This window comes from Pannonibacter sp. Q-1 (assembly GCF_054073275.1).
Genome location: NZ_JBSXNB010000004.1, coordinates 332698 through 349762 on the forward strand (window position 1 = coordinate 332698; position 17065 = coordinate 349762).

At 62.6% G+C, this 17065-nt stretch carries 16 protein-coding genes and 1 tRNA gene; 14 read left to right on the forward strand and 3 right to left on the reverse strand.

Annotated elements, in window-relative coordinates:
* The first annotated feature begins 1 nt into the window (after window position 1).
* From fdhF to ACVNHC_RS13015, 3 genes are read left to right on the forward strand one after another with little or no spacing between them, the layout of a single operon-like run.
* The gene (gene fdhF, locus ACVNHC_RS13005; protein ID WP_457167493.1) at window positions 2-2875 is read left to right on the forward strand and encodes a formate dehydrogenase subunit alpha; all 2874 of its coding nucleotides are present in this window, start codon (window positions 2-4) and stop codon (window positions 2873-2875) included.
* A complete protein-coding gene (gene fdhD, locus ACVNHC_RS13010) occupies window positions 2872-3690 on the forward strand; it encodes a formate dehydrogenase accessory sulfurtransferase FdhD (RefSeq protein ID WP_457167494.1) in 819 nt (272 codons plus the stop codon). Before fdhF ends, fdhD begins: the two co-directional genes overlap by 4 nt.
* Window positions 3680-3895 carry a formate dehydrogenase subunit delta gene (locus ACVNHC_RS13015; RefSeq protein ID WP_058899664.1) on the forward strand — a complete coding sequence of 72 codons (216 nt, stop codon included), beginning with the start codon at window positions 3680-3682 and terminating at the stop codon, window positions 3893-3895. The genes fdhD and ACVNHC_RS13015 overlap by 11 nt, the downstream gene beginning before the upstream one ends.
* A gap of 399 nt (window positions 3896-4294) precedes the next feature.
* Here ACVNHC_RS13015 and ACVNHC_RS13020 read toward each other — a convergent pair whose 3' ends face one another.
* Complete coding sequence (locus tag ACVNHC_RS13020; RefSeq protein ID WP_050473155.1) at window positions 4295-5419, reverse strand: AI-2E family transporter; 1125 nt, start codon at window positions 5417-5419, stop codon at window positions 4295-4297.
* A 650-nt stretch (window positions 5420-6069) separates the two neighbouring features.
* Between ACVNHC_RS13020 and ACVNHC_RS13025 the strand changes: the two genes are divergently transcribed.
* The 4 genes from ACVNHC_RS13025 (at window position 6070) to ACVNHC_RS13040 (ending at window position 8442) form a co-directional block, all read left to right on the forward strand.
* Window positions 6070-6900: a bifunctional allantoicase/(S)-ureidoglycine aminohydrolase gene (locus tag ACVNHC_RS13025; protein ID WP_457167495.1), complete on the forward strand. Its 831-nt coding sequence runs from the start codon at window positions 6070-6072 to the stop codon at window positions 6898-6900.
* 8 nt (window positions 6901-6908) lie between these two features.
* Window positions 6909-7421 carry an ureidoglycolate lyase gene (locus ACVNHC_RS13030; protein ID WP_457167496.1) on the forward strand — a complete coding sequence of 171 codons (513 nt, stop codon included), beginning with the start codon at window positions 6909-6911 and terminating at the stop codon, window positions 7419-7421.
* 417 nt (window positions 7422-7838) lie between these two features.
* Window positions 7839-8114: a hypothetical protein gene (locus ACVNHC_RS13035; protein WP_457167497.1), complete on the forward strand. Its 276-nt coding sequence runs from the start codon at window positions 7839-7841 to the stop codon at window positions 8112-8114.
* A 237-nt stretch (window positions 8115-8351) separates the two neighbouring features.
* Window positions 8352-8442, forward strand: a tRNA-Ser gene (locus ACVNHC_RS13040).
* A gap of 88 nt (window positions 8443-8530) precedes the next feature.
* Here ACVNHC_RS13040 and ACVNHC_RS13045 read toward each other — a convergent pair.
* Both ACVNHC_RS13045 and ACVNHC_RS13050 read right to left on the reverse strand, forming a co-directional pair.
* On the reverse strand, window positions 8531-8689 hold the full coding sequence (locus tag ACVNHC_RS13045; protein WP_457167498.1) for a hypothetical protein: 159 nt from the start codon (window positions 8687-8689) through the stop codon (window positions 8531-8533).
* Between the two features lie 40 nt (window positions 8690-8729).
* The gene (locus ACVNHC_RS13050) at window positions 8730-9149 is read right to left on the reverse strand and encodes a nuclear transport factor 2 family protein (RefSeq protein WP_457167499.1); all 420 of its coding nucleotides are present in this window, start codon (window positions 9147-9149) and stop codon (window positions 8730-8732) included.
* Between the two features lie 213 nt (window positions 9150-9362).
* On the opposite strand from ACVNHC_RS13050, the gene ACVNHC_RS13055 reads away from it, so the two are divergent.
* From ACVNHC_RS13055 to ACVNHC_RS13085, 7 genes are all read left to right on the forward strand, one after another.
* Window positions 9363-9746, forward strand: a complete 384-nt coding sequence (locus ACVNHC_RS13055; RefSeq protein WP_457167500.1) for a winged helix-turn-helix transcriptional regulator — start codon at window positions 9363-9365, stop codon at window positions 9744-9746.
* 139 nt (window positions 9747-9885) lie between these two features.
* Window positions 9886-10725 carry a DUF3883 domain-containing protein gene (locus tag ACVNHC_RS13060; protein ID WP_457167501.1) on the forward strand — a complete coding sequence of 280 codons (840 nt, stop codon included), beginning with the start codon at window positions 9886-9888 and terminating at the stop codon, window positions 10723-10725.
* A 206-nt stretch (window positions 10726-10931) separates the two neighbouring features.
* Complete coding sequence (locus ACVNHC_RS13065; RefSeq protein WP_457167502.1) at window positions 10932-12812, forward strand: PHA/PHB synthase family protein; 1881 nt, start codon at window positions 10932-10934, stop codon at window positions 12810-12812.
* 32 nt (window positions 12813-12844) lie between these two features.
* On the forward strand, window positions 12845-14461 hold the full coding sequence (locus ACVNHC_RS13070; RefSeq protein ID WP_457167503.1) for an MBL fold metallo-hydrolase: 1617 nt from the start codon (window positions 12845-12847) through the stop codon (window positions 14459-14461).
* Between the two features lie 514 nt (window positions 14462-14975).
* Window positions 14976-15536: a hypothetical protein gene (locus ACVNHC_RS13075; protein WP_457167504.1), complete on the forward strand. Its 561-nt coding sequence runs from the start codon at window positions 14976-14978 to the stop codon at window positions 15534-15536.
* Window positions 15537-15550: 14 nt separating this feature from the next.
* Complete coding sequence (locus ACVNHC_RS13080; RefSeq protein ID WP_457167505.1) at window positions 15551-15898, forward strand: hypothetical protein; 348 nt, start codon at window positions 15551-15553, stop codon at window positions 15896-15898.
* Window positions 15892-17046 (forward strand): hypothetical protein, encoded by a 1155-nt coding sequence (locus ACVNHC_RS13085; protein WP_457167506.1) that lies wholly within the window; start codon window positions 15892-15894, stop codon window positions 17044-17046. The genes ACVNHC_RS13080 and ACVNHC_RS13085 overlap by 7 nt, the downstream gene beginning before the upstream one ends.
* The last annotated feature ends 19 nt before the right edge of the window (window positions 17047-17065 follow it).

Genomic DNA, 17065 nt, shown 5'->3' on the forward strand with positions numbered 1-17065 from the left:
AATGTTTCAGATCAAGGAAATCGACTTCGGCACCCCCGCCGCCCGGTCCGAAAAGATGATCACCCTGACCGTCGATGGCTTCGAGGTCAGCGTGCCGGAAGGCACCTCCGTCATGCGCGCCGCATCCGAAGCGGGCATTTCCGTGCCCAAGCTCTGCGCCACCGACATGCTGGATGCCTTTGGCTCCTGCCGCCTCTGCCTTGTCGAGATCGAGGGCCGCGCCGGAACGCCGGCCTCCTGCACCACGCCGGTGGCGCCGGGCATGGTGGTCCACACACAGACCGGCAAGCTCAAGGACCTGCGCAAGGGGGTGATGGAGCTTTACATCTCCGACCACCCGCTCGACTGCCTGACCTGCGCTGCCAATGGCGACTGCGAGCTGCAGGACATGGCCGGTGCCGTGGGCCTGCGCGATGTGCGCTATGAGGCCGTAGACACCCATTTCCGCGCCCGCAATGCCGGGGGCGATGTCAATCCGCAGTGGCTGGCCAAGGACGAGAGCAACCCCTATTTCACCTATGATCCGTCCAAATGCATCGTCTGCTCCCGCTGCGTGCGGGCCTGCGAGGAAGTTCAGGGCACTTTCGCGCTGACCATCGAGGGCCGTGGCTTTGACAGCCGCGTCTCGGCCGGCATGATGAGCGACACGTTCCTCTCTTCCGACTGCGTCTCCTGCGGTGCCTGCGTGCAGGCCTGCCCGACGGCGACGCTGCAGGAAAAGAGCGTGATCGAGATCGGCACGCCCGAGCGGGCCGTGGTCACCACCTGCGCCTATTGCGGCGTCGGCTGCTCCTTCAAGGCGGAAATGCGCGGCGACGAGCTGGTGCGCATGGTGCCCTACAAGGACGGCAAGGCCAACCGGGGCCACAGCTGCGTCAAGGGCCGCTTCGCCTGGGGCTATGCCCAGCATCAGGACCGCATCCTGAAGCCGATGATCCGCGAGGCAATCACCGATCCCTGGCGCGAAGTCTCCTGGGACGAGGCGCTGAACTTTGCCGCCACCCGCATGAAGGCGATCCAGGCCAAGCATGGCCGCCAGTCGGTCGGCGTCATCACCTCCTCCCGCTGCACCAATGAGGAAACCTATCTGGTGCAGAAGCTGACGCGCGCGGTGTTCCTCAACAACAACACGGACACCTGCGCCCGCGTCTGCCATTCGCCGACCGGCTATGGCCTCGGCCAGACGTTCGGAACCTCGGCCGGCACGCAGGACTTCGACAGCGTCGAGGACACGGATGTGGTCATCGTCATGGGAGCCAACCCGACGGATGGACACCCGGTCTTCGCCAGCCGCCTGAAGAAGCGCCTGCGCAAAGGGGCAAAGCTGATCGTCATCGATCCGCGCCGCATCGATCTGGTGAAGTCGCCGCATATCAAGGCCGCGCATCACCTGCAGCTGAAGCCCGGCACCAATGTGGCCGTGGTTTCGGCCATCGCCCACACCATCGTCACCGAAGGCCTGTTCGACGAGGCCTTCATCCGCGAGCGCTGCGACTGGGACGAGTTCCAGGACTATGCCGAGTTCATCTCCGATCCGCGCCACAGCCCGGAGGCGACAGCGGCCCTGACCGGCGTTCCGGCGGAAGAGCTGCGCGCTGCCGCAAGGCTTTATGCCCGCGGCGGCAACGGGGCGATCTATTATGGCCTCGGCGTCACCGAACACTCGCAGGGCTCCACCACGGTCATCGGCATCGCCAACCTTGCGATGATGACCGGCAACATCGGCCGCAAAGGCGTGGGCGTGAACCCGCTGCGCGGGCAGAACAATGTGCAGGGCTCCTGCGACATGGGCTCCTTCCCGCATGAGCTGCCCGGCTACCGCCATGTGAAGAACGACCATGTGCGCGAAATCTTCGAAAGCCTGTGGGGCGTGGAGCTGGACAAGGAACCGGGCCTGCGCATTCCCAACATGCTGGATGCCGCCGTCGACGGCACCTTCAAGGGCCTCTACTGCCAGGGCGAGGACATTCTCCAGTCCGATCCAGACACCAAACACGTGGCCGCCGGCCTTGCCGCCATGGACTGCGTCATCGTGCATGACCTGTTCCTCAACGAAACGGCCAATTACGCCCACGTGTTCCTGCCCGGCTCGACCTTCCTGGAAAAGGACGGCACCTTCACCAATGCCGAGCGCCGCATCAACCGCGTGCGCAAGGTGATGGCCCCGAAGAACGGCTACGCCGACTGGGAGATCACCCAGATGCTGGCCAATGCCATGGGCGCCAACTGGACCTACACCCACCCCTCGCAGATCATGGCGGAAATCTCGCTGACGACGCCGTCCTTCGCAGGCGTCACCTACGAGAAGCTGGAGGAACTTGGCTCGGTGCAGTGGCCCTGCAACGAGAAGGCCCCGGAAGGCACGCCCTTGATGCATATCGACGGCTTCGTGCGCGGCAAGGGCAAGTTCATCCGCACCGAATATGTGGCAACGGACGAGCGCACCGGTCCGCGCTTCCCGCTGCTGCTGACCACGGGCCGCATTCTCAGCCAGTATAACGTGGGTGCCCAGACCCGCCGCACCGCCAACACGGTCTGGCATGCGGAGGATCTCCTGGAGATCCACCCGCATGATGCGGAAAACCGGGGCCTCAAGGATGGCGACTGGGTGCGCCTTGCCAGCCGCTCGGGCGAGACGACCCTGCGCGCCAAGGTGACGGACCGGGTGTCGCCGGGTGTGGTCTACACCACGTTCCACCATCCGGACACGCAGGCCAACGTCATCACCACCGACTTCTCGGACTGGGCGACAAACTGCCCCGAGTACAAGGTGACGGCGGTGCAGATCAGCCCGTCCAACGGCCCCTCCACCTGGCAGGAGGACTATGCCGCGCAGGCTGCCCAGTCCCGCCGCATTCTTCCGGCGGCCGAATGAGCAGGACCAGTGCCAGCATCCCGCGGCTGCGCATTTCGCGCGGCCGCAGCGGCCAGGGGGAGCGCAGGCTGCCGGCGGAAGTGCCGGTGGCCCTGTCCTACAATGGCTCCACCCATGCCGTGATGATGGCAACCCCGGCGGATCTGGAAGACTTCGCCTACGGCTTTTCGCTGAATGAAGGCATCGCGGAACCGGACGAAATCCGCGAGCTTGAGATTGCGGAAACGGAAGACGGCATCGACCTGCGCATCTGGCTGAGCGAAAGCGCAGGCACCCGCCACAATGACCGGCGGCGCACGGTCACCGGGCCGGTGGGTTGCGGGCTCTGCGGGCTCGACAGCCTGAAGGCCGCCCGCCGCCCCCTGCCCCCGGTGCCAGACACCGGCTTTGCCATGAGCGAAGCGGAGGTGCTTGCCGCCGCCGCCGGCCTCACCGCCCATCAGCCGCTGCAGGACGAGACCCGCGCCGTCCACGCGGCCGCCTTCTGGCAGGGTGGACAGATCATCGCTGCGCGTGAGGACGTTGGCCGCCACAATGCCCTCGACAAGCTGACCGGCGCGCTGCTGCGGCAGGACCCCGGCCAGAGCCGCGCCGGAGCCTTCATCATCACCTCGCGCATTTCCATCGACATGGTGCAGAAATGCGCGAGCTTCGGCGCGCCCGTGCTCATCGCCGTCTCCGCCCCGACGCTGGCCGCCGTGGACCTCGCGGAAGGCTGCGGCATCACGCTGGTGGGGCTGGTGCGGGCGGACAGTTTCGAGATTTTCACCCATCCCGACCGGATCAAGCTGCAAGAGGACGCCCATGTCGCCTGACAAGCTCGTCTACATGGCCAACCAGATCGCCAAATTCATGGAAACCAAGCCCCACGCCGAAGGCGTCGAGGGCGTTGCGTCGCATATCAATGACTTCTGGGAACCGCGCATGCGCCGCCAGTTCTTCGAAATCATCGACACCGGCGGCGAAGGCCTGCGCCCGCTGGTGCTGGAAGCTTCAGAAAAGATCAAAAGGCCGCAGTAACACCAACTCCCGATGAGCCTGACTGCGGGAGCTGGTCAAGTCCGCGCGGCGCACGAGCAATGTCGAGGCATGATGCGTCAGCATCGAAAGCCTTGGTATAAGGAAACTGCAGTTCCTGACGAGGCAGGCTGACCGGGAGATCAACTGCCTGATCCCCCTTCCATCGTCATACCGGACGAAGCGAAGCGGAGATCCGGTACCGGTGAGTCACAGTCTATAAGTTGGAATTCATTAAACCAACACCCAACCCGGCTCACCGGTCCCGGCTCGCGCTGCGCTTGGCCGGGATGACGAGAGTGAGGTTACCGGTTGGTCACCAGTTCGCTCCGGTACCACGCCCAGCTAAAGGAGGCTGATGCGCTCCGCCGAAAGACAGCAAGACATCAACCTCCGCCCCTCTCACCTCACCCGCGACGATACATCAATCTCCCGCTGCCATTCGCGCCACATGGCGACCAGCAGGGCCATGAGCACCGGGCCGACGAAAAGGCCGACGATGCCCATGGTCTTCACCCCGCCGATGAGGCCGAAGAAGGTGGGCAGGAAGGGCAGTTTCACCGGACCGCCGACGAGCAGCGGGCGGATGGTCTTGTCGACGATGAAAAGCTCCGTCGTGCCCCAGATGAACAGGGCAACGCCGGCAACCGTGGATCCGCTGGCCACCAGATAGACGGAGACCAGTGAGAAGGCCAAAGGCGCGCCGCCGGGAATAAGCGCCATGAAGCCGGTGATGACGCCAAGCGTCACCGGTGACGGCACCCCGGCGATGGCATAGGCAATGCCGAGAACGATGCCCTCGCCGATGGCGATCAGCGTCATGCCGGTGACGGTGGAACTGATGGTGGCGGGCACAACGCGGGACAGCCGGTCCCAGCGCTCCGGCAGGATGCGCTGGCCCACCCGGTCGATCTGCGCGGCGATCTTCTCCCCGTCCCGGTAGAGAATGAAGAGGGCGATCAGCATGAAAACCAGCGTCAGCGCCAGATGAAACGCCATGGTGCCGGCAGTCAGAATGCCCCGGTAGATGGTGCCGATATTGGCGCCGCTGACGAGCTGGATGAGTTCACCGATGGCGCCCGGATGACCGATATACTTGTCCCACTGGATGGTGAGCCAGGGCCCCACCTGCGGCAGGTTGGCAATCCAGCCCGGCACCGCCTCCCCCTGCTGGTTCACCGCGATGGCCCAGCTGATCCAGGACTGGGATTCGCCCACCGCATAGACCATGGCATAGGTGACCGGCGCGACGATGAAGCCGATGATCATCAGCACCATCAGGCTGGCGGCCAGTATGCGCCCGCAGGCCAGGCGCCGCTCGATCAGCCGCAGCAGCGGCCAGCTGGCAAAGGCAATCACGGTCGCCGCCAGCACCGGCACGATGAAGCCGTGGAAGAACCAGATGGAGGCCCCGAGCACGAACAGCAGCAGCCACCGTGCGGCGGCCATGTCTGTAATCAACGGGCGGCGCACACGGACAGTCACATCCTGTGTGACTGGCACGTTTTCCTTCACTGAATGATCCATGACGGAATCGGGTCCGATCTCTTCCTGCTCCGGCGTCCCGGCCGCCCATTGCGGGCCTCGCTGCGGGCCGTTTTCCCCGCCTGCGCAATCTGCCGCCGCCTCGTGCCGGAAAGATGGCAAATCGCGGTGCCGATTGCCACCGCCATCACCCGATCGGGCCAAAAAAATCCATGGAGTGCAAATGACTGGTCAACGTGCCGCAGACAGACCCGCCGCATAGGCCGCTCCAGCCCGTCCTTCCGCTGGGCAGCCTGCCGCCTTTTTGCGCTGAACCAGCCTTTGAATGAGGCGCCGGGGGCTCGCCAGCCTTCAGCTTTCCGGTCTAAGGTGGCGCGAAAGGCCCGCCAGGGGCCCGCCTGTCTTCACACAGAGTTTTCAAACGGACTGGACAATCGCATGCTCACACAGGATCGAATGAAGAACCCCGAGTATTGCCGCAGCGTCCCTCTCCCCCCTTGAGGGGGAGATGTCTGCGCTAGCAGACAGAGGGGGTGGCAGCGCTTCGGAGCAGAGCCACCTCTCTTATGGCCGGACAGGCCGCATACCCCCCCTCTGCCGCCTGCCGGGGGCATCTCCCCCTCAAGGGGGGAGAGGGTTTTGCGCCCCACCGGTAACCCGTAAAGAACAGTGCTTCACCTTCGAGAGACATCATGTCCGGTTATCATGTGCCCCAGGGCGGTCTTCCGTCCCAGACGACCCTTCACACGGGCCGCGCCCTTTTCACGCCTGCCTATGCCGTCATTCCCAAAGGCGTATTTTCCGACATCGTCACGTCCTATCTGCCCGGCTGGACGGGCTTGCGCTGCTGGATCATTGCCCGGCCGATGAGCGGCTTTTCCGAAACCTTCAGCCAGTATGTGATGGAACTGCAGCCCACCGGCGGCTCTTCCGCGCCGGAGCCGGACGCGCAGGCGCAAGGCGTGCTGTTCGTCACCGAAGGCACGCTCAGCCTCACCGTCGATGGCACCACCCACATCATGGAGCCGGGCGGCTTTGCCTATCTGCCACCGGAAAGCGGCTGGACACTGACCAACCCCGGCAGCACGGCGGCCCATTTCCACTGGGTGCGCAAGGCCTATGAGGATGCCCCCGGCATTGCCCGGCCCAGGGCTTTCGTCACCAATGAAAAGCTGATCGAGCCCGTCGCCATGCCCGGCACCAATGGCGCCTGGGCGACCACCCGCTTTGTCGATCCGTCAGACCTTTCCCACGACATGCATGTCAATGTGGTCACCTTCCAGCCGGGCGGGCTGATCCCCTTTGAAGAGACCCATGTCATGGAACACGGGCTCTACGTGCTGGAGGGCAAGGCCGTCTACAAGCTCAATCAGGACTGGGTGGAGGTGGAAGCGGGCGACTTCATGTGGCTGCGCGCCTTCTGCCCGCAGGCCTGCTATGCGGGCGGACCCGGCCGCTTCCGCTATCTGCTCTACAAGGACGTGAACCGCCACGCCAAGCTCTCCGGAGTGCTTGGCCGATGACACGGGCCATGGAAACGGCATCCGGGGCCACCCTGCCCCGGATCGTCACCGAGCCGCTGACGGCAGAATCCTTCCGCCCCTTCGGCGATGTGCTGGAGGCAGAGGGCGCGCCGGACCGGCTGATCAATCAGGGCCTGTGCGGCCGCTTTCACGACCGGGCGCGGCTAGATTTCGGACCGGACGGGCGGGCGGGACTTTCCCTCTTCAAGGCCGAGCCGCGCACCCTGCCCTACCGGCTGGAGATGCTGGAGCGCCATCCGGACGGCAGCCAGGCCTTTGTGCCGATGAGCCTCACGTCCTTCCTCGTCATCACCGCAGAGGACGAGAATGGCCGCCCCGGTACGCCCCGTGCCTTCCTCACCCGGCCCGGTCAGGCCATCAACCTTTTGCGCGGCACATGGCACGGGGTGCTGACACCGCTGGAGGCCCCGGGCCTCTTTGCCGTCATCGACCGCATCGGCAGCAGCGCCAATCTGGAGGAGCACTGGCTCGACACGCCTTTCGAGGTCACGCGCGGCTGAGCGGATACCGTCCGGCCGCATATCTGCCCCAAGCGTTTTCCAGTCTTTTCATGTCTTTCCCCGCTGCCTTCTTCCACCGTGGTGAATAAAGCGTCACCACGGTTCGGAGAAGTGCAAGCAATGGAAGCTGATTCCAAACTGCTTTCAGCCGATTCCTGCTTAAGCGGATGTAAATTTTACATCTGGTTAGAGTCTTGTTTGAATTGCATTAAGTTAAAGTTTTAACGGCCCTTTCAGCCCGCCCGGGCAGTATTTCCCTCAAGGACGCAGGCAATCTCCGCAAAGACGGAGCCGCTTCCAGACCAAGGCACACAGAAGCCTCAAAGAGCGCCGGGCCGAAGTCATCAACAGGAACGACGACAAAACACTGCAAGGGCAGGACCTCCGCAAGACGGGGCTTGAAGACAGGGACCGCAAATGGCACGTTTTGAAATGCATCAGGCCGACATGGCCATCATGGGCGGCACCGCCGCCTGCACCCCGGCCAGCATCCTCTTCCAGATGGGCCTTGATTGCGCCGCCGGCCGCACCGGCACCGCTGATCTCGTCAGCGCCCACAAGTGGTTCAATCTCGCCGCCATGAAAGGCAACACGGAAGCTGCCCGCTACCGCAAGGAAATCTCCGGCGAAATGACGGCCGCAGACATCGCCACGGCCCAGCGCCTCGCCCGCGAATGGCTGCGCCTGCAGTGACACAGCGCACCGGACAGCACCCTCCGGCCAAAGCGACCGGCGCACCGGCAAAGCATGATCACTCAGGTTCAAGGTGACGGGCTGACCGCCAGTTCCGCGTCAGCCCGCCCTTTTCCGCCGCTCTTGCCCCCGCAAGACACGAGTTTTCCCCAACCCGCTGAACCGCCTTCCAGAATCCACAGCCCCTTGCGCAAATCACTTGCATTCAGCGCAAGATCCTTTATCAGGGTCTCCACCGGAGAGGTGGCCGAGTGGTCGAAGGCGCTCCCCTGCTAAGGGAGTAGGCGTCAAAAGCGTCTCGTGGGTTCGAATCCCATCCTCTCCGCCACTCCCCCTATTTTGCAATCCAATCTTACTGTTCGCCGAGGCCCGGTTTCTCCACTCAGCAGCGAATGGCCTATGCCGGCTTCTGAAGCTCACGGTCGGGTCTGCATTTTCATGTCCAACGGCGGGAGCTTTCCCGGATGGCTCAACACGGTCTGATCTTGAGAGGCTGGCGCGGCAGCGTTCATGATCAGGCCTGCGATCCGCATCGCATCACCCGGCTTGCCGAAGCGGTTCAGATTGCGGGCCATGGAGGTGTGACAGAAGGCTGTCTGCCACTTGCCCCCGGGATTATTGCGCCGGTTCGAACATGGGCAGACCGGAGGCGGTCTCCAGCACTTCTTCCTGGCCAACATCCCAGTGTTCGGCAATCTTGCCATTCTCCACGCGATAGATGTCGACCACGATCAGCGGCTTCGGCCCCCAGCCGGTGTAACGGCCATGAATGGCCACCAAGTCGCCTTCGGCAATCACCATGCCGATCTCATAGGTCATGCTGGCGGGCATATCCTTCAACGCTTCCTTCAGAACGGCGCTGGTCGAGGCCAAACCAGGGTTGCGCTGCATGTAGCTTTCGGCCCAGTAGCGGTCGATCGCCGTCAGATCCTTGTTTGAAAACAGTTCCGTGACCGCCTTCACGACGAAGTCCTTGTTGGACTCTTGCGCCATGGCCGGGGCGGCGAAAGGCGAAAGGGTCAACGCAACTGTCAAGGCAGTGATCCTGAGAATTGACATGAGAAATTCCTATCGATTTCGGGTTTGACGAGAGGGATCGGTTCGAGAGGTTGCTGGGCGCAGGAGCAAAGTCTCATCGCCAATCAGGTTTCCTTTCGATACCAAACACCTAATCAGAGTTTTACGGTTTCGAAAGGAGGCACTTTTTGGTAACCATCGGGCAACCCATCATAAACTTGTGAGGCCGCCGTGATTTTGAAAGACCTGTCCGGGACACCCGGAATCTCGCTTGATCCCGAGACCTGCCCCGTGCGCCATGTGCTGGACGGGATCAGCGACAAATGGTCGATCCTCGTGATGGCGGCCCTGCATCAGTCGTCGCGGCGTTTTTCGGAATTGCGCCGCGACATTCCAGATGTGTCGCAGAAGGTGATGACCCAGACCCTGCGCAAGCTGGAGCGGAACGGGCTGGTCGAACGGATCGTCACGCCGACTGCGCCGCCGCGCGTGGACTACCGGCTACGCCCGTTGGGACAAAGCCTGTTCATGCGGTTTTCCCACCTGGCCTCGTGGGCTTTGGAGCACCGGGCAGAGATCGAGGCCGCCCGCCTGGAATTCGATGCGCGGAAATAACCGGTCAGTTGTACCGTTTGGGCTGCCATGCCCCTCTTTCAGAATCGATCATATCCATCTGTTAGATCTAAACACAGACATGAGATCTTGAACTCATCCTTCTGATGACAATGGCCTTTTGGTTCTGTAGCCTGGCATCATGGCTGGCGCAAACTGGACAGATGACGAGAACAGGCTGATCGTCGCGGACTATTTCGCGATGCTGGCCGACGATTGTGCCGGGCGCCCCTACAGCAAGGCTGAACACCGGCGTGGGCTGCTGCCGTTTTTGAACGGACGCACCGAAGGCTCAGTCGAATTCAAGCATCAAAACATCAGCGCCGTCCTGAAGGGATTCGGAGAAACCTGGATCTCAGGCTACAAACCGGCGTTCAACTTTCAGGCCTCGCTTGAAGACGCTGTGGCCGAGTGGCTTGCCAGAAATCCACACTGGACAGAGCGCAGGCAAGACGGTTCAGTTGCAACCAGCGGCCTGCATGAGCCCTCCGCGCTCTGGATCGGCCCCGCCCCGACCCGGAGCAATCAGCCGCCCCCGCAGGAACTGGAACAGATGCTGCGCATCGCCCGCAAGTTTGACGTGGCCGGACGGGACGAGCGGAACCGGGCACTCGGCAAGGCAGGGGAAGAATTCGTTCTGGACTACGAACGCTTCACGCTGCGCGCCGCCGGGCGTAACGATCTGGCACGGAAAGTACGCTGGACCTCTCAGGAGGATGGCGACGGCGCAGGCTATGATATCGGCAGTTTCCAGCCGGATGGCCGCCTGCGGCTGATCGAGGTGAAGACCACCAACGGCTGGGAGCGCACGCCCTTCCACATCTCCCGCAACGAACTGGACGTTGCCAATGAGCGGCGGGACGAGTGGTGCCTGATGCGGCTTTGGAATTTCTCACGCGAGCCGAAAGCCTTTGAACTCCATCCGCCCCTTGAGGCCCATGTCTCTCTGACCGCAACCGCCTTTCAGGCGAGCTTTCAGTGAGACTGCAGACAGGCTTACGGAGCCTCACCGCCGCGACCGTCCCTCACAAATCCCGATTTCAGGAGCCTGCGCAAATCAGGTGACAGCCTCTCCTTTGCTCTGGATCAACGTCCGGTCAGACAACATGGGCTATCTTGTTCGAACCAGAGCCGGATCGTCCCGCGCAGAAGCGAAACCTGAACGTCACTGCAGAGCGGGAGGGCGGATTGCTCATTGTCCCCGTGGATGGCTTCCTGATGACCGATAGGCCTGTACCAACACCACCGGCATCCCTGGCACCGATGCCGCCATACCCTGCCCCGGCAGCCCATGTTGCTGCCCCTGCCGTTGCCCGTGCCGCTGCCCCTGCCCTGCGGCATGGCGCCGGGACGCCAGAGCACCCGCATCAGAACCTGGACCGGGGGGTGCGGGCCGCACTTGCCCGGTTGAGCGCAGGCGTTTCACTGCATGCCTTCATCGAGGCCAGCACCGACTGGGCGTTTCACATGAGCGAGTCGCCGGGCCGGCAGCTGGAACTGGCCGAACGTGCCATGCAGAACGCCATGAAGCTCATGACCCTTGCATCCAAGGCGGGTCTTGGCAGCCCGCACCCCTTTGTGCCGAAACCTTACGATCACCGCTTCAGGCATCCCGGATGGCAGGCTCCGCCGTTCCTTCTCTGGCAGCAGGGTTTCCTTGCCATTCAGGACTGGTGGGACCACGCGACGGATCATCTGCGCGGCCTCCGGCCCGAAAATGCCGACCGCACCCGGTTCATGGCGCGTCAGATACTGGACACAATGTCCCCGTCGAATTTTCCGGCCCTGAACCCGGAGATCATCGAGGCCTTTCTGGCCAGCGGAGGACGCAACCTGACCGATGGCGCCGGGCATTTCTTGCGGGACATGGTGAAGACCCTGACACAAACACATGATCCAGCGCCGGAAGGTTTCCGGATCGGAGAGGATCTGGCCTGCACCCCGGGCAAGGTGGTGTTCCGCAATGATCTGTTCGAACTGATCCAGTATGACGCGCAGACGGCAGAAACAATGGCCGAGCCTATCCTGATCGTGCCGGCCTGGATCATGAAATATTACATCCTCGATCTGTCGCCCCACAATTCGATGGTAAACTATCTTGTCCGGCAGGGCTTTACCGTCTTCATCATCTCGTGGTGCAACCCGACCGCAGAACAGGCCGGTCTTTCGCTTGAGGATTACCGGACGGCGGGTGTCATGGCGGCGCTGGATGCCGTGGGCCGGATCGTGCCCGGCAGCAGGATCCATGCAGCCGGCTACTGCCTGGGCGGAACGATGCTGGCCATCGCCGCAGCAACGATGGCCCGCAATGGCGATGACCGGCTGGCAAGCATCACACTGATGGCCGCACAGGTCGACTTCGCCGAGGCAGGCGAGCTGCTGCTTTTCGCGGATGAAAGTCAGGTGGCTTTCCTTGAGGACATGATGTGGGATCAGGGCTATCTCGACCGGCCGCAGATGGCCCGGACCTTTTCCACCATCCGCTCCGAGGACCTGATCTGGTCGAGAGCCGTGCGGCGCTACTTCCTGGGTCAGGAGGAACTGCCCACCGACATGGGCGTCTGGGTGGCCGACACGACAAGGATGCCTGCGAAAATGCACGGGCAGTATCTGCGTGGCCTGTTTCTGGAGAACCGGCTGACGGCCGGGCGCTTTGCTGTCGAGGGCCGGGTGATCGCCCTGAAGGACATTTCCACCCCGATGTTTGCCGTCGCGACAGAGACCGACCACATCGCCCCCTGGAAGTCCGTTTACAAGACGAAGCTGTTCACCGATTGCGACCTGGTCTTCGTACTGGCCAGCGGCGGCCACAACAGCGGCATTGTCAACGAGCCCAGTGACCGCCGCAGCCACTACCGCCTGACCCACCGCCCGGCCGGGGGCCTTTACACCGGGCCTGACGACTGGATCGCCGATGCCTCCCCTGAGGATGGCTCATGGTGGCCGGCATGGAAGGACTGGCTGCGGGAAAAGAGCAGCGGTTCACGGCAGGCGCCTGCCACCGGCGCACCGGCACATGGCCTGCCACCGCTTGACCCGGCACCGGGCCGGTATGTCTTGCAGATGTGACAGTGCCCGCAGGAGCAGGAAAGGAACGTCCGATGAACCCTCCCCGCCTGACCTTCCACGGTGCCGCCGGGAGTGTCACCGGATCGTGCTTCCGGCTTGAAACGGACCACGGCCAGATCCTGATCGACTGTGGCATGTTTCAGGGATCGAAAACGGAAAAGGAGCTCAACTACCGCCCCTTCCCCTTCGCTCCGGACCGCATTGCAGCCGTGATCCTCAGCCATGCCCATATCGACCATTCGGGCCTGCTGCCGAAACTGGTGCGCCATGGCTTCACCGGTTCCATCCACGCAACACCTGCAACGATCGGCCTCGCCGGTGTCATGCTGCCTGACAGTGCGCATATCCAGGAGATGGAGGTCGAGCAGTTCAATCGCAGGGCCGCACGCCGGAACCGGGGCCGGATCAAGCCGATTTACGACAACAGTGATGCCGAGGCATGCCTCCGCCTGTTTCAGCCGCATCGATTGAACGAATGGTTCCCGGTCATCTCCGGCCTGCGTGCGAGACTATGGAATGCGGGGCATCTTCTCGGCTCGGCATCGGTGGAGGTCGAAATCGGCGGGGACAATGGCAGTCCGCCGCTGAAAATTCTGATCTCGGGCGATATCGGGCCGGATTGCAAGCTGATGCATGCCGACCCGGAGGGACCAGCTGGCGTGGATTACCTGATCTGCGAATCCACCTATGGCGATGAAGACCGGCCCGAAGCCACACCTGCGTCCCGGCGCCTCCTGCTGCGGGACGAGGTGCGTGCCGCAATGCATCCGGATGGGGTACTGCTGATCCCCTCCTTCGCCGTGGAGCGCACGCAGGAACTCATCAGCGACATCGGGCGGCTGATCGCCGAAGGCGAGCTTCCGGACATTCCGGTCTTTGTGGACAGCCCTCTTGCAAGCAAGGCAACACGGATATTTGCCAATCATCACCGGGAGCTCGAAGAGGGAGCGGACCTGATGCGCGGCCTGAGGGCCGCCAACCTGCATTTCACGGAAACCCGCGAAGAAAGCATGGCGCTGGATGGTGTCCGGGGCTTTCACATCATCATCGCCGCCTCCGGCATGTGCGAGGCCGGGCGCATCCGCCACCGGCTGAAGAACTGGCTCTGGCGAAGCACCGCAACAGTCCTGTTTACCGGCTATCAGGCGGAAGGCACGCTGGGGCGCATTCTCCAGAGCGGGGCACAGGTGGTTCGCATCCAGGGCGAGGAATTCAGTGTACATGCCCGCATCCGGTCGCTCGACCTCTACTCCGGGCACGCAGACCGCACGGAACTGGTGGACTGGATCAAGGCGCGGCTGCCGCTGACCCATGACCTGTTTCTTGTCCATGGCGAGCCGGAGGCCCGCGAAAGCCTCGCAGCGGGCCTGAGCGGGATCGTCAGCCCCGGCAGAATCCTGCAGCCCGAACTGGACGAAGCCTTCGACCTGACGGGCACGGGCGCACACCGGGCCGCAAGCCCCGGCCATCCGCGGCTGCCGGCCGGAAAGGTGGCAAGGCTGGACTGGCACAATGATGTCTCGCGCCTGATCCTTGATATCAACGATGCATTGGCCGCAAGCCCGAGCGAGAAGCAGAGAGCCGTCATGATCCGGCGGCTGCGCTCCGCACTCGAGGGCCCGGACGAAAAACCGCACACCGGAGCGTGAAGGCGCATCATGTCCGGGCGGCGGACGGAAGTACGGCCCCATCGTTCGCTCCGGAAAACGTGCCATCCGGCTCGGGCCTGGCTTCGACAGGCGCATCCTGCGTCATGGCCAGCGCATTCCCGGGAAGAGTGCGGAACAGGATCACAAAAGCGTCTCGCGGGTTCGAATCCCATCCCTTCCGCCAAACACCGCCGTTTGCCGCACAAACTGGCCATCTATCTCTTTAATTATCAAATGGATAGCGTCTTCCGTGCCGTTGCCCTGCGCGCAGGGGTTCTCACATGCCCTACCAGTTAGCATAGCCCCTCGCTACAACCGCCGATTACACGCTATGGCGCGAACGGCGGCGCGTTCATCCGATTCTGGTCCAGCACGATAACCATGCAATGCTTCTGCGCGCGCGTGATGCCGCTGTAGAGCAGCCTGCGCAGAGGTTCTGCGCCGCCTGTGACTGCCCTTGACTCCGGCGCGCCAATCACTCATATCTCACGTAGCACACGTGAGGAGTATGACATTGCGAATTGACTTTCAGAAGTTGGGCGGCGGCACGGTATTGGCGGGCGCGCTTCACGGTCGGAAGGTTCTGAATGAATTGCTATCCGCCACGGCTACCGATCCGGTGGTTCCGGAGCCGGTATTTCTCGATTTCGGAAAAGTAGTTGTCGCAACGGCAAGTTTCTTGCGGGAAAGCGCAGTTGTTTTCCGAGAGCATGTGCGGCAACGTCGATCCACCCTTTATCCCGTGATTGCCAACGTCAACGACGATATCCGCGATGAGCTGTTAGAATTGGCGAAAAATCGGGGCGAGGCTTTTCTCGTGTGTACGCTTGACGATAACAATTGCGTGGAAGGATCGACGCTGCTCGGCGAATTGAATCCGAAGCAAAAAGTCACGTTTGATCTCGTTCGCGCGCATAATGAAACTGATGCCGCTGAACTAATGCGCATTTATGGGGACCGCGAAGGCGTTACCCAGACAACAGCTTGGAACAATCGCCTCGCCGCCTTGGCCGCTCTCGGTCTGATTGTCGAGGTCAGTCAAGGCCGCAACAAGCGGTATCGCCCCCTTTTATAAGAAGGAACACGGCCATGGGCGCGGATTTCATTCGGAAGGCCGCGAAGAGTTTTGAGAAAAGCTGGGACCGACGCCGCGTTGAGCTTGCGACGGCCGACCTCTTCACTCGACAACCGAGTTGTGCGGCGCGGACCGCAGAAGCCGATATCCTCAATAATGCCCACCTCCAGCCCGGCGAGGCCGTCACCGTCCAAGCCGCAGACAATGGCTTGATAGCCATGCGCGGCCTGAGTGTCGTAGCGCGTTTTCATAATCCTTCGACCGATCTTGTGGCGGCGGTGCGTTCCTCCTGCGGGGTCGCTAAGGGCACGGTCGAGCAGGTGTATTCCCTCTCGGGAGTCGCGGAAATCGCAATATGCTGACGCCCCCCTCCTCTACAATCGACCCGCAATCGCCGCGCAATCCACGCCGCGAGCGCCGTCTCTGGCACGATAGCGAACGGTACGCTCCCTCTCTCGGGTGTCATGGTTGCCCCGAAAAGACCCTCTGCGGGGGCCTTTCGATCCGGCGCAACATGTTCTCATGCTTGGACTTCTGCTGCGGGAAACCGGAGCAGTGCGATGTGGTCTGCCGCCAGCATCCCGATTTTGCCCTGCGTGTACGGGAAGTCGGCGGCTTCGATCTGAATACGGTTCCACGGACCGTCCCCATATCATCGTCCGACTTGCCCGCGGTCGTTCCGATGGTCTTCCACCGCACGTCCCGGGCCTGCGCTTTCGATTCGCCGGCGACCGCTCTCTCGCTCTATCAGTTATTCCATCGCCGAACCGGCCAACTCCGGTTCAGCAGCCGGAATGAGCTTATTGAAACGTTCGGACTGGCGCCCAACACTCGCCTTGTGCTGACGGGCACGGCCCAGGACCCGCCTATCGAGGGATGGTGGAAGCTCAGTGAGGGACGCCGCCGGATCATCCGCGTGTTGCGTGAGCTTGGCATCGAGCTCGCGACGACGCCCAACTACAGTCTCTTTATCGACCAACCCCGCTGGGATGACCTTCATGCGATGAAGCGTATCGGCTTGGTCCACGAGGAGTTTCAGTCGGAAGGCCTTTCCACTGCGCTCCACGTGAACGCCCGGACAGAAACGGACATGCAGCGCTGGACCGAATATATCGGCAGTCGGCCGGAAATCACTCACATCGCCTATGAATTCGCCACCGGTACCGGCTGGGCGGGGCGTCAAGGAATCCATGCGCGATGGCTGGCTGGGATGGCGGGTGCGATCGGGCGGCCGCTTCATCTCGTCATTCGAGGGGGCATTGATGTTCTCCCAATGCTGGCCAACGCCTTTACCGGGGTGAGCCTGGTCGAGACGTCCATCTTCATGAAGACCATGAAGCGACGACGCGCGGTCTTAGACGAAACGGGTACATTGAGGTGGGAACCGGCGTTGACACCAGCCGGTGCACTGCTCGATGCGCTGCTTGCCGAAAATTATGTAACCGTCGAGAGATGGCTGCGCCCAATCGCTACCCTCTCAAGTATCGAGAGGCGCGAGGCTTTCGGATGACAGCGTCTTCGTCTGCTCT

Excerpts from the sequence above, each read along its gene's own strand:
- fdhF (WP_457167493.1), top strand. The coding sequence starts at position 2 with ATGTTTCAGATCAAGGAAATCGACTTCGGCACCCCCGCCGCCCGGTCC.
- fdhD (WP_457167494.1), top strand. The coding sequence starts at position 2,872 with ATGAGCAGGACCAGTGCCAGCATCCCGCGGCTGCGCATTTCGCGCGGC.
- ACVNHC_RS13015 (WP_058899664.1), top strand. The coding sequence starts at position 3,680 with ATGTCGCCTGACAAGCTCGTCTACATGGCCAACCAGATCGCCAAATTC.
- ACVNHC_RS13020 (WP_050473155.1), bottom strand. The coding sequence starts at position 5,419 with ATGGATCATTCAGTGAAGGAAAACGTGCCAGTCACACAGGATGTGACT.
- ACVNHC_RS13025 (WP_457167495.1), top strand. The coding sequence starts at position 6,070 with ATGTCCGGTTATCATGTGCCCCAGGGCGGTCTTCCGTCCCAGACGACC.
- ACVNHC_RS13030 (WP_457167496.1), top strand. The coding sequence starts at position 6,909 with ATGGAAACGGCATCCGGGGCCACCCTGCCCCGGATCGTCACCGAGCCG.
- ACVNHC_RS13035 (WP_457167497.1), top strand. The coding sequence starts at position 7,839 with ATGGCACGTTTTGAAATGCATCAGGCCGACATGGCCATCATGGGCGGC.
- ACVNHC_RS13045 (WP_457167498.1), bottom strand. The coding sequence starts at position 8,689 with ATGGCCCGCAATCTGAACCGCTTCGGCAAGCCGGGTGATGCGATGCGG.
- ACVNHC_RS13060 (WP_457167501.1), top strand. The coding sequence starts at position 9,886 with ATGGCTGGCGCAAACTGGACAGATGACGAGAACAGGCTGATCGTCGCG.
- ACVNHC_RS13070 (WP_457167503.1), top strand. The coding sequence starts at position 12,845 with ATGAACCCTCCCCGCCTGACCTTCCACGGTGCCGCCGGGAGTGTCACC.
- ACVNHC_RS13080 (WP_457167505.1), top strand. The coding sequence starts at position 15,551 with ATGGGCGCGGATTTCATTCGGAAGGCCGCGAAGAGTTTTGAGAAAAGC.
- ACVNHC_RS13085 (WP_457167506.1), top strand. The coding sequence starts at position 15,892 with ATGCTGACGCCCCCCTCCTCTACAATCGACCCGCAATCGCCGCGCAAT.